The 21,461-nt window shown below is 65.9% G+C and carries 33 protein-coding genes; 29 read left to right on the top strand and 4 right to left on the bottom strand.

The window, feature by feature from the left end; translation table 11 throughout:
• Nucleotides 1-236 precede the first annotated feature (236 nt).
• A complete protein-coding gene (locus MOM01_RS14470) occupies nucleotides 237-1,265 on the top strand; it encodes an alpha/beta hydrolase (RefSeq protein WP_241386126.1) in 1,029 nt (342 codons plus the stop codon).
• Between the two features lie 140 nt (nucleotides 1,266-1,405).
• Nucleotides 1,406-2,326 carry a glycosyltransferase family 2 protein gene (locus tag MOM01_RS14465; RefSeq protein ID WP_308196989.1) on the top strand — a complete coding sequence of 307 codons (921 nt, stop codon included), beginning with the start codon at nucleotides 1,406-1,408 and terminating at the stop codon, nucleotides 2,324-2,326.
• 22 nt (nucleotides 2,327-2,348) lie between these two features.
• Here MOM01_RS14465 and MOM01_RS14460 read toward each other — a convergent pair whose 3' ends face one another.
• Genes MOM01_RS14460 through MOM01_RS14450 form a run of 3 tightly spaced genes read right to left on the bottom strand, consistent with a single transcriptional unit; the run spans nucleotide 2,349 to nucleotide 5,060 of the window.
• Nucleotides 2,349-3,197, bottom strand: a complete 849-nt coding sequence (locus MOM01_RS14460; RefSeq protein WP_241386098.1) for an ABC transporter permease — start codon at nucleotides 3,195-3,197, stop codon at nucleotides 2,349-2,351.
• A gap of 4 nt (nucleotides 3,198-3,201) precedes the next feature.
• A complete protein-coding gene (locus MOM01_RS14455) occupies nucleotides 3,202-4,011 on the bottom strand; it encodes an ABC transporter permease (protein ID WP_374112308.1) in 810 nt (269 codons plus the stop codon).
• 41 nt (nucleotides 4,012-4,052) lie between these two features.
• Nucleotides 4,053-5,060, bottom strand: coding sequence for an ATP-binding cassette domain-containing protein (locus MOM01_RS14450; protein ID WP_241386097.1), 1,008 nt, complete (start codon nucleotides 5,058-5,060; stop codon nucleotides 4,053-4,055).
• Nucleotides 5,061-5,402: 342 nt separating this feature from the next.
• Between MOM01_RS14450 and MOM01_RS14445 the strand changes: the two genes are divergently transcribed.
• The 25 genes from MOM01_RS14445 (at nucleotide 5,403) to map (ending at nucleotide 20,248) form a co-directional block, all read left to right on the top strand.
• The gene (locus MOM01_RS14445) at nucleotides 5,403-7,058 is read left to right on the top strand and encodes an amidase (RefSeq protein ID WP_374112305.1); all 1,656 of its coding nucleotides are present in this window, start codon (nucleotides 5,403-5,405) and stop codon (nucleotides 7,056-7,058) included.
• 446 nt (nucleotides 7,059-7,504) lie between these two features.
• Nucleotides 7,505-7,810, top strand: a complete 306-nt coding sequence (gene rpsJ, locus MOM01_RS14440) for a 30S ribosomal protein S10 (RefSeq protein ID WP_003938093.1) — start codon at nucleotides 7,505-7,507, stop codon at nucleotides 7,808-7,810.
• A gap of 45 nt (nucleotides 7,811-7,855) precedes the next feature.
• A complete protein-coding gene (rplC, locus tag MOM01_RS14435) occupies nucleotides 7,856-8,509 on the top strand; it encodes a 50S ribosomal protein L3 (RefSeq protein WP_064063811.1) in 654 nt (217 codons plus the stop codon).
• A complete protein-coding gene (gene rplD / locus MOM01_RS14430; protein WP_241386096.1) occupies nucleotides 8,506-9,189 on the top strand; it encodes a 50S ribosomal protein L4 in 684 nt (227 codons plus the stop codon). Before rplC ends, rplD begins: the two co-directional genes overlap by 4 nt.
• Complete coding sequence (rplW, locus tag MOM01_RS14425; RefSeq protein ID WP_241386095.1) at nucleotides 9,186-9,491, top strand: 50S ribosomal protein L23; 306 nt, start codon at nucleotides 9,186-9,188, stop codon at nucleotides 9,489-9,491. The genes rplD and rplW overlap by 4 nt, the downstream gene beginning before the upstream one ends.
• Nucleotides 9,492-9,529: 38 nt before the next feature.
• Nucleotides 9,530-10,363, top strand: a complete 834-nt coding sequence (rplB, locus tag MOM01_RS14420; RefSeq protein WP_241386094.1) for a 50S ribosomal protein L2 — start codon at nucleotides 9,530-9,532, stop codon at nucleotides 10,361-10,363.
• Between the two features lie 19 nt (nucleotides 10,364-10,382).
• Nucleotides 10,383-10,664, top strand: coding sequence for a 30S ribosomal protein S19 (gene rpsS, locus MOM01_RS14415; RefSeq protein ID WP_003938088.1), 282 nt, complete (start codon nucleotides 10,383-10,385; stop codon nucleotides 10,662-10,664).
• A complete protein-coding gene (gene rplV, locus MOM01_RS14410) occupies nucleotides 10,661-11,059 on the top strand; it encodes a 50S ribosomal protein L22 (RefSeq protein WP_241386093.1) in 399 nt (132 codons plus the stop codon). Before rpsS ends, rplV begins: the two co-directional genes overlap by 4 nt.
• Entirely contained in the window at nucleotides 11,059-11,856 is a 798-nt protein-coding gene (gene rpsC, locus MOM01_RS14405) for a 30S ribosomal protein S3 (protein ID WP_241386092.1), read from the top strand. The genes rplV and rpsC overlap by 1 nt, the downstream gene beginning before the upstream one ends.
• A gap of 4 nt (nucleotides 11,857-11,860) precedes the next feature.
• Entirely contained in the window at nucleotides 11,861-12,277 is a 417-nt protein-coding gene (rplP, locus tag MOM01_RS14400) for a 50S ribosomal protein L16 (protein ID WP_006554604.1), read from the top strand.
• On the top strand, nucleotides 12,277-12,513 hold the full coding sequence (rpmC, locus tag MOM01_RS14395) for a 50S ribosomal protein L29 (RefSeq protein ID WP_006554603.1): 237 nt from the start codon (nucleotides 12,277-12,279) through the stop codon (nucleotides 12,511-12,513). The genes rplP and rpmC overlap by 1 nt, the downstream gene beginning before the upstream one ends.
• Nucleotides 12,510-12,794, top strand: coding sequence for a 30S ribosomal protein S17 (gene rpsQ / locus MOM01_RS14390; protein WP_241386091.1), 285 nt, complete (start codon nucleotides 12,510-12,512; stop codon nucleotides 12,792-12,794). The genes rpmC and rpsQ overlap by 4 nt, the downstream gene beginning before the upstream one ends.
• A gap of 299 nt (nucleotides 12,795-13,093) precedes the next feature.
• On the top strand, nucleotides 13,094-13,462 hold the full coding sequence (rplN, locus tag MOM01_RS14385; protein ID WP_006554601.1) for a 50S ribosomal protein L14: 369 nt from the start codon (nucleotides 13,094-13,096) through the stop codon (nucleotides 13,460-13,462).
• The gene (gene rplX / locus MOM01_RS14380; protein WP_241386090.1) at nucleotides 13,462-13,779 is read left to right on the top strand and encodes a 50S ribosomal protein L24; all 318 of its coding nucleotides are present in this window, start codon (nucleotides 13,462-13,464) and stop codon (nucleotides 13,777-13,779) included. The genes rplN and rplX overlap by 1 nt, the downstream gene beginning before the upstream one ends.
• Nucleotide 13,780: 1 nt before the next feature.
• On the top strand, nucleotides 13,781-14,347 hold the full coding sequence (rplE, locus tag MOM01_RS14375; protein ID WP_241386089.1) for a 50S ribosomal protein L5: 567 nt from the start codon (nucleotides 13,781-13,783) through the stop codon (nucleotides 14,345-14,347).
• 4 nt (nucleotides 14,348-14,351) lie between these two features.
• Complete coding sequence (locus MOM01_RS14370; RefSeq protein ID WP_006554598.1) at nucleotides 14,352-14,537, top strand: type Z 30S ribosomal protein S14; 186 nt, start codon at nucleotides 14,352-14,354, stop codon at nucleotides 14,535-14,537.
• Nucleotides 14,538-14,710: 173 nt separating this feature from the next.
• Nucleotides 14,711-15,109, top strand: a complete 399-nt coding sequence (gene rpsH / locus MOM01_RS14365) for a 30S ribosomal protein S8 (protein WP_241386088.1) — start codon at nucleotides 14,711-14,713, stop codon at nucleotides 15,107-15,109.
• A gap of 15 nt (nucleotides 15,110-15,124) precedes the next feature.
• Nucleotides 15,125-15,664: a 50S ribosomal protein L6 gene (gene rplF, locus MOM01_RS14360; protein ID WP_241386087.1), complete on the top strand. Its 540-nt coding sequence runs from the start codon at nucleotides 15,125-15,127 to the stop codon at nucleotides 15,662-15,664.
• Nucleotides 15,665-15,666: 2 nt separating this feature from the next.
• The gene (gene rplR, locus MOM01_RS14355; RefSeq protein ID WP_241386086.1) at nucleotides 15,667-16,074 is read left to right on the top strand and encodes a 50S ribosomal protein L18; all 408 of its coding nucleotides are present in this window, start codon (nucleotides 15,667-15,669) and stop codon (nucleotides 16,072-16,074) included.
• Nucleotides 16,075-16,105: 31 nt separating this feature from the next.
• On the top strand, nucleotides 16,106-16,753 hold the full coding sequence (gene rpsE, locus MOM01_RS14350) for a 30S ribosomal protein S5 (protein ID WP_006554594.1): 648 nt from the start codon (nucleotides 16,106-16,108) through the stop codon (nucleotides 16,751-16,753).
• Nucleotides 16,753-16,932 carry a 50S ribosomal protein L30 gene (gene rpmD, locus MOM01_RS14345; protein WP_006554593.1) on the top strand — a complete coding sequence of 60 codons (180 nt, stop codon included), beginning with the start codon at nucleotides 16,753-16,755 and terminating at the stop codon, nucleotides 16,930-16,932. The genes rpsE and rpmD overlap by 1 nt, the downstream gene beginning before the upstream one ends.
• A 2-nt stretch (nucleotides 16,933-16,934) precedes the next feature.
• Entirely contained in the window at nucleotides 16,935-17,378 is a 444-nt protein-coding gene (gene rplO / locus MOM01_RS14340) for a 50S ribosomal protein L15 (RefSeq protein ID WP_241386085.1), read from the top strand.
• A 202-nt stretch (nucleotides 17,379-17,580) separates the two neighbouring features.
• Nucleotides 17,581-18,894 carry a preprotein translocase subunit SecY gene (secY, locus tag MOM01_RS14335; protein ID WP_241386084.1) on the top strand — a complete coding sequence of 438 codons (1,314 nt, stop codon included), beginning with the start codon at nucleotides 17,581-17,583 and terminating at the stop codon, nucleotides 18,892-18,894.
• Nucleotides 18,891-19,436: an adenylate kinase gene (locus tag MOM01_RS14330; RefSeq protein WP_241386083.1), complete on the top strand. Its 546-nt coding sequence runs from the start codon at nucleotides 18,891-18,893 to the stop codon at nucleotides 19,434-19,436. The genes secY and MOM01_RS14330 overlap by 4 nt, the downstream gene beginning before the upstream one ends.
• 14 nt (nucleotides 19,437-19,450) lie before the next feature.
• Nucleotides 19,451-20,248, top strand: a complete 798-nt coding sequence (gene map, locus MOM01_RS14325; RefSeq protein WP_241386082.1) for a type I methionyl aminopeptidase — start codon at nucleotides 19,451-19,453, stop codon at nucleotides 20,246-20,248.
• 9 nt (nucleotides 20,249-20,257) lie between these two features.
• On the opposite strand, the gene dtd is transcribed toward map, so the two are convergent.
• Nucleotides 20,258-20,695, bottom strand: coding sequence for a D-aminoacyl-tRNA deacylase (gene dtd / locus MOM01_RS14320; RefSeq protein ID WP_241386081.1), 438 nt, complete (start codon nucleotides 20,693-20,695; stop codon nucleotides 20,258-20,260).
• A 213-nt stretch (nucleotides 20,696-20,908) separates the two neighbouring features.
• Between dtd and infA the strand changes: the two genes are divergently transcribed.
• Entirely contained in the window at nucleotides 20,909-21,130 is a 222-nt protein-coding gene (gene infA, locus MOM01_RS14315) for a translation initiation factor IF-1 (RefSeq protein WP_006554587.1), read from the top strand.
• 91 nt (nucleotides 21,131-21,221) lie between these two features.
• Nucleotides 21,222-21,335, top strand: coding sequence for a 50S ribosomal protein L36 (gene rpmJ / locus MOM01_RS14310; RefSeq protein WP_003938068.1), 114 nt, complete (start codon nucleotides 21,222-21,224; stop codon nucleotides 21,333-21,335).
• The last annotated feature ends 126 nt before the right edge of the window (nucleotides 21,336-21,461 follow it).

Raw genomic sequence — 21,461 nt, 5'->3', positions numbered from 1 at the left:
GGCAGATGATGTCGCCGGAGGTCTTCTCGATCGTGCGCCGGTTGCTCGAGGGTGCGGCCGTGTCGTCGGGATGATCTTCTCGTTCTCCGGTGAGGTAACGTGACCGAACCGGTAGCCGATACCGGAATGGCAGATCAAAGCTTCACCCGGTGGCGTTCGATTGCACGAAGGTGCCGACAGCAAAGGTGTATGAACAGATGGTGCGTGCCAGTAGACCGGCCCGTCTCGCGGGGCTGATGGGGGGCGTCGTACTCGCCGCAGCTCTCGCTACGGTTCCCTTCACGGGTGTCGCCGCAGCCGACCCGCTCACCGATGGCACGGCTGCCATCCCTGCGGTCACCTCGCCCAACGGTTCGAAGATCACCAGACTTCGGCCGTTGAACGAGCACGAAGTGATCGTCTACGTCTACTCCGCGTCGATGGACAAGGAAGTGCAGCTCGATGTGTGGCGTCCGCGCGACATCAGTGAGCCCCGCTCCACGCTGTACATGCTCAACGGTGCCGGCGGTGGCGAGGACAGTGCCACCTGGCGGTACCGCACCGATGCCCGCGAGTTCTTCGCGGACAAGAACATCAACGTCGTCTCGCCGATCGGCGGGCGGTGGAGCTACTACGCCGACTGGAAGAACGAGGATCCTGAGCTCGGCGTCAACAAGTGGACGACCTTCCTGACGGAGGAGATCCCGCCGCTGATCGACGAGCTGCTCGGCACGAACGGCATCAATGCGATCGCCGGTCTGTCCTCGTCCGGCACCTCGGTGCTCCAGATGCCGATTGCTGCGCCGGGCCTCTACCGGGGTGTGGCGGCCTACAGCGGGTGTGCACAGACCTCCGATCCGATCGGCCAGCAGTTCGTGAAGCTGACCGTCGAGACGTGGGGCGGCGGCGACACCACCAACATGTGGGGCCCGACGGACGATCCGGCGTGGGTCGAGAACGACCCGTACGTCAACGCCGAGGGTCTCCGCGGTCTCGACCTCTACATTTCCAACGGCAACGGCCTGCCCGGACCGTACGACACCCTCGACGGTCCCGGCATCGACGGGAACGTCGAAGTGCTCGCGAACCAGGTGGTCGTCGGTGGCGTGATCGAAGCTGCCACCAACTACTGCACGCACAACCTGAAGAATCGCCTCGACGAGCTCGACATCCCCGCGACCTACAACTTCCGCGACTCCGGCTCCCACTCGTGGGGGTACTGGCAGGACGATCTGAAGGATTCGTGGCCGGTGCTGTCGAAGGCTCTCGATCCCGCCGCGGAGTGACCCGCAGAGCGTGACCGGACGTCACGCGACCGATTTCCGAGGGGCCCGCTTCCGGCGGGCCCCTCGTCTGTTTCGCCGAGATGTTCGTCCGTCCACTGATTCCGGACAATGGCGATAAATCGAGCAGATAATTGTGTCGTATGCCACAGCGCGCGCAACTGGTGGTGCACGGCGCGCCCGTGCGTGCTTGCCTTGAATACATGTCGGGATCGAGATTGTCGGTAATCGTGCCGGTATACAACGAAGAGGAATATATCGGCCCTTGCCTGGAATCGTTGCTGGAGCAGCGGCTGGACATCCACGAGATTATTGTCGTCGACAATAATTCGACGGATTCCACCGCCGAAATCGTTCGTTCGTATTCGGAAAAGCACCCTCTCGTCCGAATGATCTCCGAAATGGAACCCGGTGTGGTATTCGCCCGGAATCGGGGATTCGACGAGGCCACCGGCGACATTCTCGGAAGAATCGACGCGGATACCCGGGTCACGAGTACGTGGGCACGCGACATTCTCGACTATTTCGGCCGCGGCGACACCGAGCGTGTGGGTGGAGTGACCGGACTCAACGATTCGTACGACTCGCCGTACCGCAGACTCAAACGTTGGTCCGTGGACTGGCAGGTCGCGCGTGGAATGCTCGGATGCGAGCGCCGTCTCGCCAATATGCACGGCGCGAACATGGCGATCCGGTACGACGCCTGGAAGACCGTTCGCGACCAGGTCTGCGTCGATCCCGGCGTCCACGAGGATTTCGACCTGGGGATCTGTCTCGCGAAAGCGGGTTACGAGATCGCCCAGCTCGACCAGATGCGCGTCGAGGTCTCACCACGCCGTGCGTACACCTCGCCGATCCGATTCGTGACCTACGTCAAGGCCACGCTCGAGACCGGCCGCGTGCACGGCATCGAGGGCGCCCGGATCCGTCTCGCTGCACTGTCGCACTGGTTCGGGCACGTGGCCGTATGGCTCGCCTACCGTCCGTACGACCCCACCCGGAAGCGCTTCTCGCTCAAGCGTGCGCTCTTCGGCGGGTCGGGTAGGGCGCTGCCCGTCCGTTGATCGTCGTGCCGGTGCCGCAGGGTCAGCTCTGTGCTGCCCTGCGGTACCCCCGGATGGCGGGCCATGCGAATACCGCCACCGTCCCGATCGACCACGCGAGGGTCTTGACGAACGGTTCGGCGACCGGACCTCCCATCGCCAACGCCCGCATGGTGTCGATCGCGCAGGACATCGGCTGATTCGCCACGACCGGTTGCAACCAGGCGGGGTAGGCCATCACCGGCACGAATCCCGAGTTGAAGAACATCAACATGGTGCACACGATCGAGACCGTCTCCACCAGGGGGAACCGGCCGGGCAGTGTCGCCAGGGTCGTCACCATGAGGGCGAAACCGAGGCCGAAGACGAGTGGCACCACGAAGATGAGCACCGTGGCGCCGACGCCCTGGGTGAATCGGAATCCCATCAGCATGCCCGCGGCGAAGATGACGAGCGAGGTCACGAAGATCCGCGTCGTCTCCGCCATGAGCCTGCCCACGAGCCCTGCGGAGCGGTGGATGGGCAACGTGTAGAACCGTGCGAGCAGACCCGAATCGCGTTCGTCCCGTAGTCCCACCGCGCTCACCACGGATCCGAACATCGCACCCACCAGCACGATCATCGGGACCGTGCCGAAAATGGAGGGGTGTCCCGTCACAGACGTGATGCTGTCGCCGAGCACGATGCGGAACATCACCAGGGTCAGGGCGGGATAGATCAGTGCCTGGATCAGGGTGGCCGGATCGCGAGCCCACCGCAGCAGCAGCCGCCCGCACTGGAGGCGGCTGTGTTCCCACAGTGCTCCGAGAGAACTTTCCGCGCGGACGAGGTCCGGAGCCGGATAAGCGAAGGTCCGGTCGAGCCGGTGCGAAGGGTCGACGATCTCGCTCATTCCTTCATTTCCTCCTCGTCGAGGCCCACACGGCTGCGGGAAGGCATATCAGGAAGAGCCCTGCCAGCCAGAACACGCTCGGCCGCAAGACCTCCCACGTCACGCCGTCCTGTGCCATATCGCGCATCGCGAACGAGAACTGCGAGATCGGCTGGTTCCGGACGAACGGCCTGATCCATTCGGGGAACCCCTCTTCCGGAACGAATCCGCAGGACAGCATTCCGAGGATCAACTGCGGAAGCGTCAGAGCCTGTGAGGTCGCCTCCGGACTCCGGGACAGACTTCCGATCGCATCGGCGCCGAGGCACAGCACCAGGCTGATGGCCAAGGCGGTCGCGCAGAACAGGGCGGCCTGACCGATGCCGGCCGAGAAACGGAATCCGATCGCGTACCCGAACCCGAGCGCGGCGAGGAGGGAGATCACCGATCTCACCATGCTGGCGGTCATCCGCGCGAGCAAGGGAACGGCGGCCGCGACCGGCATGGTCTGCAACCTGCTGGTCAAACCGGTCGTCGCTTCCTGGGATGCCATCTGGGCGGCGGAGATCGCCGTGAACGCCATCGACTGCAGGACGATGATCGGCATGAGGAACTGGGCGTAGTCGATGCCCTGCATCTGCATGACGAACTTGAGCGGGAGATAGAAGCCCAGTCCGAAGACGAAGGGTGCGATCACCGCGATCACGAGTTCGCCGTATCGCGCCATCGTGCGCAGCGAGCGGGTCGTGAGCACCCACCACTGGTCCACGGCCGACAGTGTGATTCTGCGGTGCAGACCCGGGGACCTGTCCCGCACGCCCCGGCCCGATGCGATCGGGTCGGACGGCCCGTGCGCCGGTTCGCCGGTCCGAGTGGTCACGGTCGTTCTCCGGTGCCGGCGAGGGGAACGTCCTCGCCGGCCGGCGAGGACGTCGCGGCATGGCCTGTGAGGCGCAGGAAGACGTCGTCGAGGGAAGGGCGCCGCAAGCCGATGTCGGCGAGTGGGACATCGACGGGTTCGAGACGCCTCAGAGCCTCGGCCAGGGTAGCTGCGCCGTCGGCTGCGGGTATCGAGATTCTTCCGGCCTCGGGACGCAGGCTCGCACGCACGTCGTCGGGCACCAGATCGCCGAGCGCGTGCACGATCGCCGGTACGGCCCGCGGGTCCAGCGGCACGATCTCACAGGAACTCCCGCCGATGGAGGCCTTCAACTGGTCGGCGGTGCCCTCGGCGATCACCGTGCCCTTGTCGATGACGATGATGTGATCGCTCAGGACGTCGGCCTCTTCGAGGTACTGGGTCGTGAGCAGCACCGTGATGCCCTGTCGCTCGAGCGACGACACGAGCGACCACACACCCTGCCGGCTGCGCGGGTCGAGGCCGGTGGTGGGCTCGTCGAGGAAGACGACCTGCGGACGCACCACCAGGCCGCACGCGATGTCCACGCGTCGACGCATACCGCCGGAATAACCCTTGACGGGGCGCCGTCCGGCGTCCACGAGGTCGAACTCCCGCAGCAACTCGTCGGCGCGGAGTCTCGCCGACCGGCTGTCCAGCCCCATCAGCCGACCGAAGAGCACGAGATTCTCCCGGCCGGTGAGAGTGTCGTCGAGCGCGGCGAACTGGCCCGTCATCATGATCGAGCGGCGGACCGAGGCCGCCTCGGTGACGACGTCGTAGCCGGCGACGCGGGCCCGGCCGGAGGTGGGCCGCAGCAGCGTGGACAGCACCTTGACCATCGTGGTCTTCCCGGCACCGTTGGGGCCGAGGATGCCGAGGACGCGACCGGTAGGTGCGGAGAAGCTGATTCCGTCGAGAGCCCGGACGTCGCCGAACGACTTGTGGACCTCCTCCACGACAACCGCTCGGTCGTGATCGTTCACATCACACCTCGTCGTCGATCTCGGTCCGTCATCGGGGCGGGTCGTCCCGCACCGTCGGAATCGTACCGGGGAGAACGGTCTCGGGCGGGGCGGACGAGAACCTCCCGTCGCCTTCGCAGGTCACAGTCCGGTGCCGCAGAGGCCCCGTCACTCGCCGTGCTCGGTGAACTTCCGGAGAACCGGAGGAGAATGACATTGGTCACAGCGGCTGCCGAATTCACCGCTGCGCGGGGACGTCTGTGCAGCGTGTGAACTCGACAGGACCGAACGGTACGATCCCGGCCCGCGCGTGGCCGCGGACCGCGGGGGAGCGGGAGCTCCGGATCGTGGTTTCGTAGGGGAGTGATCAACGGAATATCTCGGCGGAGTCTGCTCGGGGGAGCGGCGGGCGGACTGCTCGCCTGGGGAGCGGCGGCCGGGTCGGGTCGCGCGGTGCCGGCACGCAGGCTTCCGTCCCCGGACATGATCGCCGCTGCCGATCCCGCCGAGCTGAGCGCGGTGGAGGCGGCGAGCCTGCTGCAGTCGGGACGTCTGCACCCCCGCGAACTGCTCGACTCCTGTCTGTCCCGGACGCAGAGGTTCGACGGATACGTCGGCGCCTGGGTCCGTCTGTATCCGGAGATCGCCTATGCGGCGGCGGACGCGGCGGGGGAGCGACTCGCCCGGGCGCGACGCGACTCGGTTCCCGCCCCGCTGGTGTGCGGCCTGCCGGTCGCGCTCAAGGACATCTTCGCGGTGTCGGGCCTTCCGCTCACCGCCTCGAGCCGGGTCCTCGACGGGAACATCGCGTCCGGTCACTCCGGCGTGTGGCGTCGGCTCGAGAGTGCGGGAGCGGTGCTCATGGGGCACGCGCACACCGACGAGTTCGCCATCGGCGTCTCCACTCCACAGGTCGGTAACCCGTGGAACACCGAGTTCTCGCCCGGTGGCTCCTCCGGGGGCAGCGCTGCCGTTCTCGCCGCGCGATTCGCGCCACTCGCGATCGGCAGCGACACGGGTGGCTCGGTCCGGCTTCCCGCGAGCGCGTGCGGTGTCTCCTCGGTCAAGCCCACCTACGGACGTATCACCTCGCACGGGATGATCCCGTTGACGTGGACCCGCGATCATGTGGGGCCGATGGGGCGCAGCCTGGCGGATGCGTCGATGCTCATGACCGTCCTGTCGGGAACGGATTCCGCCGATCCCATCACCGCGCTCGGCCCTGCGGTTCCGGAGGGTGGTTTCCCGTTGACGGCCCGTGGCGGCGCCCGGCCCCTCGCGGGGATACGGATCGGGGTCGTGGCCGACCCGGAGCCCGAACCGGCCGAACCCGTGCAACGAGTCGTCGATGCCGCCGTCGAGGTCGTCCGCTCGCTCGGAGCCGAGATCGTGTCCGTGAGCATGCCTTCGCTGCCCGCCTCGCTCGCCACCGGCGACATGGTGGAGATGGGCGCGTACCACCAGCAGTTCACCGACCGGATCGGCCTGTACCGCCCGGAGAACGCGGTGCTGGCCGGCGCAGCCGTTGCATCGCTCGCCGTTCCGGCAGCCGATTATTTCGCCCTCGAGCGCGACCGGCTGCGCTACCAGAGCGAGTACGACCGGATGTTCGCCGATCACGATCTCGACGCCATCATGCTGCCCGGCACTTCCGTCGACGGTGCTCGACGCGAGGAGTTCCTGGGTGTGAGCGTCACGCTCGGGGTGACGGGTGACGTCCGCTGGGCGAACTACGCGGGTGCTCCCGTCGTGACACTGCCCGCCGGATACTCGTCGGTGACAGGGCTTCCCGTCGGCATCCAGCTCGGTGCACGGCCGTGGCAGGACGCGGAGCTGATCGCGCTCGGTCTCGAGGTGCAGGAGGCGCTGCCCGTATGGCGCGACGCTCCGCACTTGGTGGCGCAGGCGGCCCGGATCCCCGAGGTGGGGCCGGTACCGCCGGGGCCGGGTCCGGACCCGACCAATACGATAGGGGCGGCCGCACCGGTGCGGACGCCGCCGATGAATCCGATCGGGTGACGTCCGAACTGCAGCGCACCGTCGCGAGTTGAACTCTGCGCCGGGCTCCTGCATACTGGTCGGGTTGCCTTGACCGGGCCATGGATGTTTCGCGGCTCGGAACGGGAAAGACGTGACAGTCGCGGATCGAGCCTCACGGCCTGGTCGCGGCCACATGCAAGACGGAAGCAGTACCCCAGTGCGCTCGCACGAGCGCAGCCGGTTCCGTTCTGTGCGGTGTCGAAGCCTTCGAGCCTCGGCGCCGGAGAATGAGCGGCGGGCCGACACGCCCGACCGCGTGGACCGGAGAACAATGACAGATGAACAGCGGCAGCGGATCGGATACGTCCGGCTCGCAATGTGTACGAGTGCTGTTCTCGGTCGCCGTTCCGTGGGGAACTGTGCAGACGAGGTGGTTTCCGGTTTCGCCGGGGATCACGAAACGCGGCAAGAAAAGGACACTAAGCGTGGCGGGACAGAAGATCCGCATCAGGCTCAAGGCCTATGACCACGAGGCGATCGACGCATCTGCGCGCAAGATCGTCGAGACGGTTACCCGTACGGGTGCCCGCGTGGTCGGCCCGGTGCCGTTGCCTACCGAAAAGAACGTGTACTGCGTCATCCGCTCGCCGCACAAGTACAAGGACTCGCGCGAGCACTTCGAGATGCGGACGCACAAGCGGCTCATCGACATCCTCGACCCGACGCCGAAGACCGTCGACGCGCTCATGCGTATCGATCTCCCGGCCAGCGTCGACGTCAATATTCAGTGACATTCGAGTACAGCGAGCTTGTGAAAGACGCAGCGGAGACAACACATGACTAACCAGATCAAGGGAATCCTGGGCACCAAGCTCGGCATGACCCAGGTCTTCGACGAGAACAACCGGGTCGTTCCGGTCACCGTCGTCAAGGCCGGACCGAACGTGGTCACGCAGATCCGCACCGAGGAGCGCGACGGTTACAACGCCGTGCAGCTCGCCTACGGTGCCATCGCGCCGCGCAAGGTCAACAAGCCGGTCCGCGGCCAGTTCGACAAGGCCGGCGTCACGCCGCGCCGCCACCTCGTCGAGCTCCGTGTCGAGGACGCCTCGGAGTACGAGGTCGGCCAGGAACTCACCGCAGAGGTCTTCGAGGACGGCGCTTACGTCGACGTCACCGGAACTTCGAAGGGCAAGGGCTTCGCCGGCACCATGAAGCGTCACGGCTTCGCCGGCCAGGGTGCGTCGCACGGTACGCAGGCAGTGCACCGTCGTCCGGGCTCCATCGGTGGTTGCGCCACCCCGGGCCGCGTGTTCAAGGGCACGCGCATGTCCGGCCGCATGGGCTCCGACCGCATCACGACGCAGAACCTCTCGGTCCACAAGGTGGACGCCGAGAACGGTCTGCTGCTGATCAAGGGCGCGATCCCGGGTCGCAAGGGCGGCCTCGTGATCGTCAAGACCGCAGTGAAGGGTGGTGCACGGGCATGACCAGCACCGAGACCGCAACCAAGCTGACGCTGGACGTCAAGGCCCCCGGTGGCCAGACCTCCGGTTCCGTCGATCTCCCCGCCGAGATCTTCGACGCTCCCGCGAACATCGCGTTGCTGCACCAGGTCGTCACGGCGCAGCTCGCCGCGGCTCGTCAGGGAACGCACTCGACGAAGACTCGTGGCGAGGTCCGCGGCGGTGGCAAGAAGCCGTACCGCCAGAAGGGCACCGGCCGCGCACGTCAGGGTTCGACCCGTGCGCCGCAGTTCGCCGGCGGTGGCATCGTCCACGGCCCGCAGCCGCGCGACTACAGCCAGCGCACCCCCAAGAAGATGAAGGCCGCCGCTCTGCGCGGTGCTCTCTCCGACCGGGCGCGCAACGAGCGCATCCACGTGATCACCGAGCTCGTCGCGGGCCAGACCCCGTCGACCAAGGGTGCACGTACCTTCCTCGGTGAGCTCACGGATCGCAAGAACCTGCTCCTCGTCGTCGGCCGTGAGGACCTCACGGCGTGGAAGTCCGCGCAGAACCTGCCGAACGTCCACGTGCTCGCACCGGACCAGCTGAACACCTACGACGTGCTCTACAGCGATGACGTCGTGTTCAGCGTCGAGGCGCTCAACACGTTCATCCACGGGCCGGCCGAGTCCGGCCAGGAAGTGAAGGAGGAGAGCAAGTGAGCACGATCGCCGATCCTCGCGACATCCTGCTGGCTCCCGTCGTCTCCGAGAAGTCCTACGGGCTGATGGAAGAGGGCACCTACACCTTCCTGGTGCACCCGGACTCGAACAAGACGCAGATCAAGATTGCCGTCGAGAAGGTCTTCGGCGTCAAGGTGAGCAGCGTCAACACCGCCAACCGTCAGGGCAAGCGCAAGCGGACCCGCACCGGTTACGGCAAGCGCAAGGACACCAAGCGCGCGCTCGTGACCCTCGCCGCCGACAGCAAGCCCATCGAGATCTTCGGAGGCCCGGTCGCGTAGCGATCGGAACTCTCGAGAGATAGAGGACGAGAAGACTCATGGCAATCCGTAAGTACAAGCCGACTACGCCGGGCCGCCGTGGCGCCAGCGTGTCGGACTTCGCCGAGATCACTCGGTCGACACCCGAGAAGTCGCTGGTTCGCCCGCTGCACGGTCGCGGTGGACGTAACGCACACGGCCGCATCACCACCCGTCACAAGGGTGGCGGACACAAGCGCGCCTACCGCCTGATCGATTTCCGCCGCAACGACAAGGACGGCGTGCCGGCCAAGGTCGCTCACATCGAGTACGACCCCAACCGCACCGCCCGCATCGCACTGCTGCACTACGTGGACGGCGAGAAGCGCTACATCATCGCCCCCAAGGGCCTCGTGCAGGGCGCCCCGATCGAGTCCGGCCCCAACGCCGACATCAAGCCGGGCAACAACCTGCCGCTGCGCAACATCCCGACGGGTACGACCATCCACGCGGTCGAGCTGCGTCCGGGTGGCGGCGCGAAGATGGCGCGTTCCGCCGGTGCGAGCATCCAGCTCCTCGGTAAGGAAGGCACCTACGCCACGCTGCGTATGCCCTCCGGCGAGATCCGTCGCGTCGACGTGCGCTGCCGCGCAACCGTCGGCGAGGTCGGCAACGCCGAGCAGTCGAACATCAACTGGGGCAAGGCCGGCCGTATGCGCTGGAAGGGCAAGCGCCCGACCGTCCGTGGTGTCGTCATGAACCCGGTCGACCACCCGCACGGCGGTGGTGAGGGCAAGACCTCGGGTGGTCGCCACCCGGTCAGCCCGTGGGGCAAGCCCGAGGGCCGCACCCGCAAGAACAAGGCGTCCGACAAGCTCATCGTCCGTCGTCGCCGTACCGGCAAGAAGCGCTAGTCAAGGAGGGAGTTAGAGAATGCCACGCAGCCTCAAGAAGGGCCCGTTCGTCGACGACCACCTCCTGGCGAAGGTGGACACGCAGAACGAGAAGGGCACCAAGCAGGTCATCAAGACCTGGTCGCGCCGTTCCACGATCCTGCCCGACTTCATCGGTCACACGTTCGCTGTCCACGATGGACGCAAGCACGTGCCGGTGTTCGTCTCGGAGTCCATGGTCGGTCACAAGCTCGGTGAGTTCGCGCCGACCCGTACGTTCAAGGGCCACATCAAGGACGACCGGAAGAGCAAGCGTCGATGAGCACTGAAACCACCACCAACAGCGCTCGGGCTGTTGCGCGCCACGTGCGCGTGACCCCGATGAAGGCGCGCCGCGTCGTCGACATCGTTCGCGGTAAGTCCGTCGAGGAGGCCCTGGCCATCCTCAAGTTCGCGCCCCAGGCCGCGGCCGAGCCGGTCGCCAAGGTGATCGCGAGCGCCGCTGCGAACGCGCAGAACAACTACAACCTCGACCCCAGCACGCTCGTCGTCGCGACCGCGTACGTGGACGAGGGTGCGACCCTGAAGCGGTTCCAGCCGCGCGCCCAGGGCCGTGCGTTCCGCATCCGCAAGCGGTCGAGCCACATCACCGTGATCGTGGAAAGTGTCGAGTCCCGGTCGACTTCGACTCGCAACCGCCGGAAGGGAGCTCAGTAGTGGGCCAGAAGATCAACCCGCACGGCTTCCGTCTGGGCGTCACCACCGACTGGAAGTCTCGTTGGTACGCGGACAAGCAGTACGCGGACTACGTCAAGGAAGATGTCGCGATCCGCAAGTTCCTGGCCTCCGGCCTCGAGCGTGCCGGCATCGCGAAGGTCGAGATCGAGCGCACCCGCGATCGTGTGCGTGTGGACATCCACACCGCTCGTCCGGGCATCGTCATCGGCCGCCGCGGCGCCGAGGCCGATCGCATCCGCGCCGAGCTCGAGAAGCTGACCGGTAAGCAGGTCCAGCTGAACATCCTCGAGGTCAAGAACGCCGAGTCCGAGGCTCAGCTCGTCGCGCAGGGCGTGGCCGAGCAGCTGTCGAACCGTGTTGCCTTCCGTCGTGCGATGCGCAAGGCCATCCAGTCGGCCATGCGTCAGCCGAACGTCAAGGGCATCCGCGTGCAGTGCTCGGGCCGCCTCGGTGGCGCCGAGATGTCGCGTTCGGAGTTCTACCGCGAAGGTCGCGTCCCGCTGCACACGCTGCGCGCGGACATCGACTACGGCCTCTACGAGGCACGGACCACCTTCGGCCGTATCGGCGTGAAGGTCTGGATCTACAAGGGCGACATCGTCGGTGGCCGTCGTGAGCTCGCTGCTGCTGCAGCCGCTCCCGCAGACCGGCCGCGTCGTGAGCGTCCGAGCCGCCCGCGTCGTTCCGGCGCGTCGGGCACCACCGCGACGAGCACCGAGGCAGGCCGCGCCGCATCGAGCGACGCTCCTGTTTCGACCGAGAACAAGGAGGGCTGACGCAATGTTGATCCCCCGGCGGGTCAAACACCGCAAGCAGCACCATCCGAGCCGTACGGGTGCCGCCAAGGGCGGAACCCAGGTGGCATTCGGTGACTACGGCATCCAGGCTCTCGAGCCGGCCTACATCACCAACCGGCAGATCGAGTCCGCTCGTATCGCCATGACCCGGCACATCAAGCGTGGCGGCAAGATCTGGATCAACATCTTCCCGGATCGTCCCCTCACGAAGAAGCCGGCCGAAACCCGCATGGGTTCCGGTAAGGGTTCGCCGGAGTGGTGGGTCGCGAACGTCAAGCCCGGTCGCGTGCTGTTCGAGATGAGCTACCCCAACGAGGAGATTGCCCGCGAGGCCCTGCGTCGCGCGATGCACAAGCTCCCCTGCAAGTGCCGGATCGTGACGAGGGAGGAGCAGTTCTGATGGCTACCGGTACCCCCGCCGCGGAACTCCGCGAGCTGAGCGACGAAGAGCTGACCGACAAGCTCCGCGAAGCCAAGGAAGAGCTGTTCAACCTCCGCTTCCAGATGGCCACCGGCCAGCTGGACAACAACCGTCGGCTTCGCGTCGTGCGCAACGAGATCGCCCGCATCTACACGGTGCTGCGCGAGCGCGAGCTCGGACTGGCCACCGGCCCGAATGCGGGTGACGTGGCATGAGTGAGGAAAAGACAGTGAGCAACCAGGAACAGCGCGCGAGCCGCAAGGTCCGCATCGGTTACGTCGTCTCGGACAAGATGGAGAAGACCATCGTCGTCGAGCTCGAGGACCGTGTGAAGCACCCGCTGTACGGCAAGATCATCCGCCGTACGACCAAGGTCAAGGCGCACGACGAGAACGGTCTGGCCGGTGTCGGCGACCGCGTGCAGCTGATGGAGACCCGTCCGCTGTCCGCGTCGAAGCGCTGGCGTCTGGTCGAGGTGCTCGAGAAGGCCAAGTAGGCCTCCTCGTCCTCGGCGAGAAACGAGATCATGCAGCACCCCACCACCCGGCCCTCGGGTGGTGGGGTGCTGTGCGTCCGGTAGGCCCGATCGTCGCAGGGTGGCGACACGCCCGGTTCCGGGGTGTGGAGCCACATCACAATTCGCTAATTTGCCCTGCGTACGGTATATGGCCTACTCTGGACGGGTTGCTTACGGGACCCGTGTGTGATTCGCGCGTGCGCCGTGAGCAGCCGACGACCGCGTACGTCCAGGTCGGAAATCTGACGTACACACCAATCCAGGTCAAGGAGAAGTAAGTGATCCAGCAGGAGTCGCGACTGCGCGTCGCCGACAACACGGGTGCCAAGGAGATCCTCTGCATCCGCGTTCTCGGTGGCTCGTCCCGTCGCTACGCCGGAATCGGTGACGTCATCGTCGCCACCGTCAAGGACGCGATCCCCGGCGGCAACGTCAAGCGCGGCGACGTCGTCAAGGCCGTGATCGTGCGCACCGCCAAGGAGCGCCGCCGGCCGGACGGCTCGTACATCAAGTTCGACGAGAACGCTGCCGTCATCATCAAGGGCGACAACGATCCTCGCGGCACCCGCATCTTCGGACCCGTCGGTCGCGAGCTCCGCGACAAGCGGTTCATGAAGATCGTCTCGCTCGCTCCGGAGGTGCTGTGATGAAGGTGCACAAGGGTGACACCGTGCTCGTCATCTCGGGCAAGGACAAGGGCGCCAAGGGCAAGGTCATCGCGGCCTACCCGGCGACGAACAAGGTCCTCGTCGAGGGCGTGAACCGTATCAAGAAGCACACCGCGGTCTCGGCCAACGAGCGTGGCGCCTCCTCCGGGGGAATCGTCACGCAGGAGGCCCCGATCCACGTTTCCAACGTCGCGGTCATCGACTCGGACGGCAACCCCACCCGCGTGGGCTACCGCGTCGACGAGGAGACCGGCAAGCGCGTTCGGATTTCCCGGAAGAACGGGAAGGACATCTGACATGACCACCACCGAGACCAAGACCCAGCCGCGCCTGAAGGTGCGGTACCGCGAGGAGATCCGCGACGCGCTGAACGCGGAGTTCGACTACGCGAACGTCATGCAGATCCCCGGCGTCGTGAAGGTCGTCGTGAACATGGGTGTCGGCGACGCCGCCCGTGACGCGAAGCTCATCAACGGAGCCGTCAACGACCTCGCGCTCATCACCGGTCAGAAGCCGGAGATCCGCAAGGCCCGCAAGTCCATCGCACAGTTCAAGCTGCGCGAGGGCATGCCGATCGGTGCGCGCGTCACGCTGCGCGGCGACCGCATGTGGGAGTTCCTGGACCGTCTCGTGTCCATCGCGCTTCCCCGTATCCGGGACTTCCGCGGCCTCAACGGCAACCAGTTCGACGGCAACGGCAACTACACGTTCGGCCTGAACGAGCAGTCGATGTTCCACGAGATCGACGTGGACAAGATCGATCGCCCGCGCGGCATGGACATCACTGTCGTGACCACCGCTACCAACAACGAAGAAGGCCGTGCCCTGCTCAAGCACCTCGGCTTCCCGTTCAAGGAGAACTGAGCCCATGGCTAAGAAGGCACTGGTCAACAAGGCCAACAAGAAGCCGAAGTTCGCGGTGCGCGCCTACACCCGCTGCCAGCGTTGCGGGCGCCCGCACTCGGTATTCCGCAAGTTCGGACTCTGCCGCATCTGCCTGCGCGAGATGGCACACCGCGGAGAGCTTCCGGGAGTTCACAAGAGCTCCTGGTGACGTGATCGGTGGGCGGAGAACCGCTGGTTCTCCGCCCACCGCCACGCTGTCATGGGTTCGCCACCGATCCGGTCGGCGAACCCGCTATCGATACCGAGTTTCGATGTAGGCCCACGGTCGGCACGTTCCGGCGTTGCATGGGAACCGCACCGAGAAAGGTGAACAGGTCAGCCATGACCATGACCGACCCCATCGCAGACTTCTTGACGCGTCTGCGTAACGCCAACACGGCGTACCACGACGAGGTCAAGCTCCCGTCCTCGAAGATCAAGGTGAACATCGCCGCGATCCTCAAGCGCGAGGGTTACATCTCGGATTACCGCATCGAGGATGCCGAGGTGGGCAAGACCCTCATCGTCGACCTCAAGTACGGACCTTCCCGTGAGCGCAGCCTTGCCGGCGTGCGTCGCGTGTCGAAGCCCGGCCTGCGCGTGTACGCGAAATCCACCAACCTGCCCAAGGTCCTGGGCGGCCTCGGCGTGGCGATCATCTCCACGTCCTCCGGCCTGCTCACCGATCGCCAGGCGGCCAAGCAGGGAGTGGGCGGGGAAGTCCTCGCCTACGTCTGGTAAAGGGAGGCCACCACAATGTCGCGAATCGGAAAACTCCCCGTTGCAGTCCCCGCGGGCGTCGAGGTCAACATCGACGGCCAGGACGTCGCAGTCAAGGGTCCCAAGGGCAACCTGTCCCTGACGATCGCAGAGCCGATCGTCGTCGCCAAGGGCGAGGACGGGGCAATCAACGTCACGCGTCCGAACGACGAGCGTCGCAGCCGCGCGCTGCACGGTCTGTCGCGCACGCTCGTGCAGAACCTCATCGTCGGCGTGACCGAGGGTTACACCACGAAGATGGAGATCCACGGCGTCGGTTACCGCGTGGCGCTCAAGGGCCAGGACCTCGAGTTCTCGCTCGGTTACAGCCATCCCGTGCTGATCGAGGCGCCCGAGGGCATCACGTTCGCCGTCGAGAACCCCACGCGGTTCTCGATCTCGGGCATCGACAAGCAGAAGGTCGGCCAGATCGCGGCCAACATCCGCCGGCTGCGCAAGTCCGACCCGTACAAGGGCAAGGGCATCCGCTACGAGGGTGAACAGGTCCGTCGCAAGGTCGGAAAGACGGGTAAGTGATCATGAGCCAGACCGAGAACCAGAAGGCCAAGCGCATCCCGCGCGGCAAGGACGCCTCCACCACGCGTCGCCTTTCGAAGACGCGTCGTCACTTCCGCCTCCGCAAGAAGATCTCCGGCACCGCCGAGCGTCCCCGCCTCGTCGTCAACCGGTCCTCGCGCCACCTGCACGTGCAGCTGGTCGACGACCTGACGGGCACCACCCTCGCCGCTGCGTCGTCCGTCGAACCCGATGTGCGCGCTCTCGAGGGCGACAAGAAGGCTCGCGGCGCGAAGGTCGGTCAGCTGATCGCCGAGCGCGCGAAGGCTGCCGGCGTGGAAGCCGTGGTCTTCGACCGCGGTGGCCACACCTACAGCGGACGCATCGCGGCCCTCGCGGACGCGGCTCGCGAAAGCGGGTTGAAGTTCTGATGACCATTTTCTCGAACGGAAGGAACGCCTGATGCCGGGACGTCAGCGGCGTGACGGCGGCAACGGCCCCGCCGGACAGAACCCCAACAGCGGTGACAACCGTGGCGGTCGCGACCGCCGCGACCGCGACTCGCGTGGCGGCAACGCTGCCGAGAAGTCGAACTACATCGAGCGTGTCGTCTCGATCAACCGTGTGTCGAAGGTCGTCAAGGGCGGTCGTCGCTTCAGCTTCACCGCTCTGGTGATCGTGGGCGACGGCAACGGCCTGGTCGGCGTCGGCTACGGCAAGGCCAAGGAAGTTCCCGCGGCCATCCAGAAGGGTGTCGAGGAAGCTCGCAAGAACTTCTTCCGCGTTCCGCTCATCGGCGGAACCATCACCCACCCCGTCCAGGGTGAGGCTGCAGCCGGTGTCGTCCTGCTGCGTCCGGCTTCGCCCGGTACCGGTGTCATCGCCGGTGGCGCAGTGCGCGCGGTGCTGGAGTGCGCGGGTGTCCACGACATCCTGTCGAAGTCGCTCGGCTCCGACAACGCCATCAACGTGGTGCACGCGACGGTTGCGGCCCTCAAGGGCCTGCAGCGTCCCGAGGAAGTCGCGGCTCGCCGTGGCCTCACCCTCGAGGAAGTTGCCCCCGCCGGCATGCTGCGCGCACGTGCACAGGCTGCTGGGAGCGTGAAGTAATGGCAGAGCTGAAGATCACCCAGATCAAGAGCACCATCGGCGCCAAGTCGAATCAGCGTGACAGCCTCCGGACCCTCGGCCTGCGGAAGATCCGCCAGTCCGTGGTTCGTGAGGACAATGCGCAGAATCGCGGCCTGATCAACGTGGTGCGTCACCTCGTCACCGTTGAGGAGGTCTGAGAATGACCATCAAGCTGCATCACCTGCGCCCGGCTCCGGGCGCGAAGACGGACAAGACCCGCGTCGGACGCGGTGAGGGTTCGAAGGGTAAGACCGCCGGCCGCGGCACGAAGGGCACCAAGGCACGCAAGAACGTGTCGCCGGCCTTCGAGGGCGGCCAGATGCCCATCCATATGCGTCTGCCGAAGCTCAAGGGCTTCAAGAACGCATTCCGTACCGAGTACCAGATCGTCAACCTCGGGGACATCGCTCGCGTGTTCCCCGAGGGTGGACAGATCGGTGTCGAGGACCTCGTGGCGAAGGGCCTGGTTCGTAAGAACCAGCTCGTCAAGGTTCTCGGCGAGGGCGAGCTGACGGTGGCCGTGCAGGTCACCGCCGACAAGTTCTCGGCCTCCGCTCAGGAGAAGATCGCTGCCGCCGGTGGCAGCGCGACCGTTCAGGCCTGATCTGAACTTTCGCGTGTGAACCACGGCTGAGAACGGCCGCGGTGCAGGCTTCTGCACCGCGGCCGTTCGCTCGTTCTCAGCGGTGACATAGGCTACCGGGCTACCCCTCTCTCCGGGGCCCACTGTTAGAGTTTCAGAGTTGTCTACCGTCCGACGGGTCCGTCTCGACCCGTCGTCCCCGATCGGCCCGCCAGGAGGATCTTTGCTTTCCGCCTTCGTCTCGGCCCTCAGGACACCGGACCTGAGGCGGAAGATTCTCATCGCCCTCGGGCTCGTGGCGCTGTACCGTCTCGGTGCATCCGTGCCGTCCCCGGGCGTCGACTACGGCAACGTCCAGGCCTGTGTGGATCAGCTCGCCGGCAGTGAACAGGCGGGGATCTACTCGCTGATCAACCTGTTCTCGGGTGGCGCGTTGCTGCAGTTGTCGGTGTTCGCGATCGGCATCATGCCGTTCATCACCGCGAGCATCATCGTGCAGCTCCTCACCGTCGTGATTCCGAGATTCGAGGAATTACGCAAGGAGGGCCAGTCCGGCCAGGCGAAGATGACGCAGTACACGCGCTATCTCGCCGTCGCTCTCGCCGTGCTGCAGGCCACCGGCATCGTCGCTCTCGCGGCCCGGGGCCAGCTGTTGCAGGGCTGCGCGGAGCCGATCCTCGCGGACGACAGCATCTTCGGCATGGTCGTGATCGTGCTGGTGATGACCGCCGGTGCTGCCGTCGTGATGTGGTTCGGTGAGCTGATCACCGAACGCGGCGTCGGCAACGGCATGTCGTTGCTGATCTTCGCGGGTATCGCGGCGGCGCTGCCCGCCGAGGGCCGCACGATCCTCGAGTCCCGCGGCGGTCTGGTCTTCGCGATCGTGTGCGTCGTGGCTCTGGCTCTGATCACCGGCGTGGTGTTCATCGAGCAGGGCCAGCGCCGGATCCCCGTCCAGTACGCCAAGCGCATGGTCGGACGCCGCATGTACGGCGGGTCGTCGACCTACCTGCCGCTCAAGGTCAACCAGGCCGGCATCATCCCTGTCATCTTCGCGTCGTCGCTGTTGTACCTGCCGAACCTGATCGCGCAGCTGACCGGTGCCACGACCGATCCCGACCCGAGCTGGTGGCAGCGGATCATCAACGAGTACCTGGTCAATCCGAACAACCCGGTCTACATCGCGATCTACTTCGCGCTGATCGTGTTCTTCGTCTTCTTCTACGTCGCCATCACCTTCAATCCGGAGGAGCGAGCCGACGAGATGAAGAAGTACGGCGGCTTCATCCCGGGCATCCGTCCGGGCCGGCCGACCGCCGAATATCTCAGCTTCGTCCTCAACCGCATCACGGTTCCGGGCTCGATCTACCTCGGTCTCATCGCGACGCTGCCGAACTTCTTCCTGTCCGGCAGCCAGACGGCTTCGAGCATCTTCGGTGGCGCCGCGGTTCTCATTCTCGTCAGTGTCGCGCTGGACACTGTCAAGCAGATCGAAAGTCAACTGATGCAGCGCAACTACGAAGGGTTCCTCAAGTGAGACTTGTACTGCTCGGTCCTCCCGGTGCCGGCAAGGGCACACAGGCCGCGATTCTGTCCGAGAAGCTCGGCGTCCCCGCGATCTCGACGGGCGACCTCTTCCGCGCCAACATCGGGCAGGGCACGCCGCTCGGCGTCGAGGCCAAGAAGTACATCGATGCGGGAGACCTCGTGCCCGCCGAGATCACGAACAACATGGTGCGTGATCGGCTCGCCGAGCCCGACGCCGCGAACGGTTTCCTCCTCGACGGTTTCCCCCGCAGCGTGGAGCAGGCCAAGGAACTCGAGAACATCCTGCGCGATCTCGGGGTGGAACTCGACGGCGTGCTGTCGTTCGTCATCGACGAGGACGTGGTCGTCGAGCGGATGCTCGCTCGCGGTCGCGCCGACGACACCGAGGACGTGATCCGCAACCGCCTCCGGGTCTACCGTGAGGAGACGGCACCGCTTCTCGACTACTACACCGATTCGATCATCACGGTCGACGCGATCGGTGAGGTCGAGGAGATCAACGAGCGGGCATTGTCCGCACTCGGAAAGTAGACGGGTAGTACGACATGGGTTTCGGGCGCAAGCGCTCAGTGGTTCCGTTCCGCACCTCGGGTGAACTCGACGCGATGGCGGCGGCCGGAGCCGTGGTCGGTTCCGCACTCGTCGCAGTGCGCGAGGCCGCCAAGCCGGGCGTGAGCACCCTCGAACTCGACCAGGTGGCGGAATCGGTCATCCGTGACGCGGGGGCCGTTCCGTCCTTCCTGGGCTACCACGGTTTCACCGGTTCGATCTGCTCGTCGGTCAACGAGGTCGTCGTCCACGGCATCCCGTCGGCGTCGGTGATCCTCGCCGAAGGCGACCTCGTCTCGATCGACTGCGGAGCGATCCTCGACGGCTGGCACGGCGACTCGGCGTGGACCTTCGGGATCGGCGAGCTGTCGCAGGCCGACGCCGACCTGAGCGAAGCGACCCGCCTGTCGCTCGAGGCCGGTATCGCCGCGATGCTCCCGGGCAACCGTCTGACCGACGTCTCCCATGCGATCGAGCAGGGTACGCACGCCGCGGAGAAGCTGCACGGGCGGTCGTACGGGATCGTCGACGGCTACGGCGGGCACGGCATCGGCCGCGAAATGCACATGGACCCCTTCCTCCCGAACGAGGGCAAGCCGGGTAAGGGCCCGAAATTGGTCGTCGGCTCGGTGCTCGCCGTCGAGCCGATGCTCACCCTCGGCACCTACGAGACCGAGGTCCTCGACGACGAGTGGACGGTCGTGACCGTCGACGGCAGCAGGGCCGCGCACTGGGAGCACACCGTCGCGGTCACCGAGGACGGTCCGCGGATCCTCACGCTCCGCCCCGAGTGACGAGCCGGGTCACACCTCGACGAGGAGCGTGACGGGTCCGTCGTTGACGAGGCTCACCTGCATGTGGGCACCGAACTTTCCGGTCTCCACCGTCGCCCCGAGATCGCGCAGTGCGTTCGCGAAGGCGTCGACGAGCGGTTCGGCCACCGTCCGCGGGGCGGCCGCGGACCACGACGGGCGCCGGCTCTTGCGGGTGTCGGCCATCAGGGTGAACTGACTGACCACCAGGATCGGCGCATCGACGTCCGAGGCCGATTTCTCGTCGTCCAGGATGCGCATCGTCCACACCTTCCGGGCGAGTGTCGCCGCCTTGCCGGCATCGTCGTCGTGAGTGACACCGACGAGCACGAGCAGGCCGTGACCACCCTCGGCCGGAGTGATCCGGGACACCTCGGTGCCGTCCACCGCCACCCTCGCAGTGGTCACCCGCTGAATCAACGCCCGCACGTGACGTCCTCCACTTCCGTCGTCGTCGATGTGTGCTCATTTGTCCTGCACGGGCAACGTCCCGTACCATTGATCGGTGGTGCGCGCTGCGCTCCGATCGGTTCCGCGTCGAATTCTTCTCGAATGTCGGTTCGTGCCGGTCACGGAGTTGCCGAGCGTCACGGTAACGGATGCCGATGCAACCACTACACCGAACGACGGATCGCGGAGGATATGGCTAAGAAAGACGGCGCAATCGAGGTCGAGGGCCGGGTTATCGAACCGCTGCCCAATGCGATGTTCCGCATCGAGCTGGAGAACGGGCACAAGGTGCTCGCTCACATCAGCGGCAAGATGCGTCAGCACTACATTCGTATCCTTCCCGAGGACCGCGTTGTCGTGGAGCTTTCTCCCTACGACCTCACGCGTGGACGCATCGTCTACCGCTACAAGTAACGAAGCTTCCCCGGCCACTCGGTCGGGGAGAATCATGTCGCCGGGCCGGTTCGCCGTGTCCGGCGGCGCACATACAGGAGATCGGACTTACGTGAAGGTTCAGCCTAGCGTCAAGAAGATCTGCGAGAAGTGCAAGGTGATCCGCCGTAACGGGCGGGTCATGGTGATCTGCGAGAACCTGCGCCACAAGCAGCGTCAGGGCTAGATCCACCTTCGTCTCGAAGATCTGCTTGGCAACAAGCACGAAGACCTTCCAGCACCAGTCGCGTGGTTACGATCCTCGATCCGTCGAGGAGCTACGCGATCAACCCCCGGTTCGGAGGCCGGGGCC

The sequence above is a fragment of the Rhodococcus sp. CH91 genome (genome assembly GCF_022554085.1).
Taxonomy (GTDB): Bacteria; Actinomycetota; Actinomycetes; order Mycobacteriales; family Mycobacteriaceae; genus Rhodococcus.
Note: the sequence above shows the minus strand (reverse complement) of the source record. Positions and strands in the feature narration are given on the sequence as shown.

Bases quoted from the DNA above. Each gene is read 5' to 3' on its own strand.
- MOM01_RS14470 (WP_241386126.1), top strand. From the start codon at position 237: ATGGGGGGCGTCGTACTCGCCGCAGCTCTCGCTACGGTTCCCTTCACG.
- MOM01_RS14465 (WP_308196989.1), top strand. From the start codon at position 1,406: ATGCCACAGCGCGCGCAACTGGTGGTGCACGGCGCGCCCGTGCGTGCT.
- MOM01_RS14460 (WP_241386098.1), bottom strand. From the start codon at position 3,197: ATGAGCGAGATCGTCGACCCTTCGCACCGGCTCGACCGGACCTTCGCT.
- rplC (WP_064063811.1), top strand. From the start codon at position 7,856: ATGACTAACCAGATCAAGGGAATCCTGGGCACCAAGCTCGGCATGACC.
- rplD (WP_241386096.1), top strand. From the start codon at position 8,506: ATGACCAGCACCGAGACCGCAACCAAGCTGACGCTGGACGTCAAGGCC.
- rplB (WP_241386094.1), top strand. From the start codon at position 9,530: ATGGCAATCCGTAAGTACAAGCCGACTACGCCGGGCCGCCGTGGCGCC.
- rpsS (WP_003938088.1), top strand. From the start codon at position 10,383: ATGCCACGCAGCCTCAAGAAGGGCCCGTTCGTCGACGACCACCTCCTG.
- rplV (WP_241386093.1), top strand. From the start codon at position 10,661: ATGAGCACTGAAACCACCACCAACAGCGCTCGGGCTGTTGCGCGCCAC.
- rplP (WP_006554604.1), top strand. From the start codon at position 11,861: ATGTTGATCCCCCGGCGGGTCAAACACCGCAAGCAGCACCATCCGAGC.
- rpmC (WP_006554603.1), top strand. From the start codon at position 12,277: ATGGCTACCGGTACCCCCGCCGCGGAACTCCGCGAGCTGAGCGACGAA.
- rpsQ (WP_241386091.1), top strand. From the start codon at position 12,510: ATGAGTGAGGAAAAGACAGTGAGCAACCAGGAACAGCGCGCGAGCCGC.
- rplX (WP_241386090.1), top strand. From the start codon at position 13,462: ATGAAGGTGCACAAGGGTGACACCGTGCTCGTCATCTCGGGCAAGGAC.
- rplE (WP_241386089.1), top strand. From the start codon at position 13,781: ATGACCACCACCGAGACCAAGACCCAGCCGCGCCTGAAGGTGCGGTAC.
- MOM01_RS14370 (WP_006554598.1), top strand. From the start codon at position 14,352: ATGGCTAAGAAGGCACTGGTCAACAAGGCCAACAAGAAGCCGAAGTTC.
- rpsH (WP_241386088.1), top strand. From the start codon at position 14,711: ATGACCATGACCGACCCCATCGCAGACTTCTTGACGCGTCTGCGTAAC.
- rplF (WP_241386087.1), top strand. From the start codon at position 15,125: ATGTCGCGAATCGGAAAACTCCCCGTTGCAGTCCCCGCGGGCGTCGAG.
- rplR (WP_241386086.1), top strand. From the start codon at position 15,667: ATGAGCCAGACCGAGAACCAGAAGGCCAAGCGCATCCCGCGCGGCAAG.
- rpsE (WP_006554594.1), top strand. From the start codon at position 16,106: ATGCCGGGACGTCAGCGGCGTGACGGCGGCAACGGCCCCGCCGGACAG.
- rpmD (WP_006554593.1), top strand. From the start codon at position 16,753: ATGGCAGAGCTGAAGATCACCCAGATCAAGAGCACCATCGGCGCCAAG.
- rplO (WP_241386085.1), top strand. From the start codon at position 16,935: ATGACCATCAAGCTGCATCACCTGCGCCCGGCTCCGGGCGCGAAGACG.
- map (WP_241386082.1), top strand. From the start codon at position 19,451: ATGGGTTTCGGGCGCAAGCGCTCAGTGGTTCCGTTCCGCACCTCGGGT.
- infA (WP_006554587.1), top strand. From the start codon at position 20,909: ATGGCTAAGAAAGACGGCGCAATCGAGGTCGAGGGCCGGGTTATCGAA.